Source organism: Pseudomonas sp. MD195_PC81_125 (assembly GCF_014060985.1).
GTDB classification, from domain to species: Bacteria; Pseudomonadota; Gammaproteobacteria; order Pseudomonadales; family Pseudomonadaceae; genus Aquipseudomonas; species Aquipseudomonas parakoreensis.
On the sequence record NZ_JABULD010000022.1, the window covers coordinates 1 to 1,881 of the forward strand.

A 1,881-nucleotide genomic window follows, 5' to 3' on the forward strand; every position below is an offset into this window, starting at 1 on the left:
CAGGTATCTCGGGTAAGTCGACTATTGCATTCCCACCGCCGAACCCTGTGGGAGCTGGCTTGCCAGCGATGGCGGACTGGAATTCAGCGATGAGCTCGGACCGGGTCGGCAACCCCTCCATATCCCCGCGACTCTGCACCGCCCGACTGCCAATCCAGTTGGCGCGTTGCACCGCCTCGGCAAAACTCTGATGCTCCAGCAGGGCACTGATCATGCCGACCGCAAATCCATCACCCGCACCCACGGTGTCGACCACGTTGGCCACCGGTACTCCGGCGACAAACCCCTGATCCAGTTGCGTGCGGTAATAGGCGCCTTGCGGGCCAAGCTTGATCGCCACGGCTTCAGCGCCCTGGTCGAGATAGAACGCGGCGATGTCCGCCGGGTCTTCGAAGCCGGTCAGCAAGCGACCTTCGCTCAAACCCGGCAGTACCCAGTGGGCGAGGGCGGCGAGGCGGTTGATCTCGCGGATCATCTCTTGCTCAGAGGCCCACAGGCTCGGGCGCAGATTGGCGTCGAACGACACGCTGCGCCCGGCATGGCGCATGCGAGTCATCAGTTCGAACGACATTTCCCGCGCACTGGCTGACAGTGCCGGTGGAATCCCGGTGGCGTGCAGGTGACGGGCGCTGAGCAAGGTATCGGTGATCGACTGGACGGACAGACGACTGGCCGCCGAGCCACGGCGGAAATACTCGACCTGCGGGTCGCTGCCGTCGTCGTTACGCGACTTGAACTGGAAACCGGTCGGGTGCTGGTCATCGACCGCGACGTGACTGCAATCCAGACCTTCCTCGATCAAGGTCTGGACCACGAACCGTCCGAGGGAATCGGCGCCGACCCGGCTCAGCCACGCCACATTGAAACCCAGGCGCGACAAGCCGATCGCCACATTGCTGTCGGCGCCGGCAATGCGTTTGTGAAAATGTTCGACCGCCGCCAGATCACCGGTCTGCTCGGCGACCAGCATCGCCATGGTTTCACCGAACGACAGAATATCGATCTCAGACATGGGCAGGCTCCAGACGCGATTGACCAAGGCGGGCGAGGGCGGCGACGTGTTCGGTGGTCAGTGCCACCAGATCTTCGCCCTGCAACGGGTATTCGGCGGCGCGCATAACGCCTTGGGCCATGTGGCGCAGCAGTTGTTCCCACAAATGCAGATCGCTGACGGCGGGCGGCACCGCCACCAGTTTGCCGTCGGCGCGCCGGGCCACAGCTTTGCAGTGCACGTAACCGACATGCCGTCCAAGCAGACGTGCGGCGTTGGCGGCGGACTGGTCCTGCCACTGCCAGTTGCCGATGTCGAAGGTCATCTTGATCGGCAAATCATGCTGCTCGACCGCCGCGAAAAAAACGCTGGAACGGCTCGATGCGGCCGCCCTGCAAGGTCTGGTCGTTTTCCACGAGCAGTTGCACCGGGGTGTTGCCCAGCAGTTGCTGCAGCGCCTGCAGATCACAGTTGTCGGTGAAGTAGCCGAGCGAGACTTTCAGCCATTTCGAGCCAAACGCCCGGGCGTGTTGCAGGGCGTTGATCAGTTCGGGATTGGGCCGCGCCTGACCGGCGAGCCATAGTTCGGTCGGCGACGAATAGATGCTTTGCAGACCCTGCGCCTGGGTGGCGGCCTGCAGTTGTGCAGGCACTTCGCGGGTCAGCAACTCTTCGCGCCATTCGATGCGATCGGCACCGGCGGCGGCCAGCACGTCGATGAAGAAATCTTGCCCGCGTTGGCGCACAAGCTCGGCGCCGTAGCTGGACAGGCTGATGGAAACGGCGGGTTTATTCATTGTTATCTGCCTCTGAAACCGGTTTCATTTTTGTGCAAAAAAATATCAGGTGGTTCTGTGATGGCCTTTCGGGCCGCATCGCTGGCAAGCCAG

The 1,881-nt window shown here is 62.5% G+C and carries 1 protein-coding gene and 1 pseudogene; both read right to left on the minus strand.

Going from position 1 to position 1,881, the window contains the following annotated elements; all coding sequences use genetic code 11:
* The coding region (locus tag HT737_RS00980; RefSeq protein ID WP_306287126.1) for a sugar kinase at positions 1 to 1,012 on the minus strand (1,012 nt) is incomplete at its 3' end.
* A pseudogene (locus tag HT737_RS00985) lies at positions 1,005 to 1,788 on the minus strand (AP endonuclease). The gene HT737_RS00980 and the pseudogene HT737_RS00985, both read right to left, overlap by 8 nt.
* Positions 1,789 to 1,881: the final 93 nt, after the last annotated feature.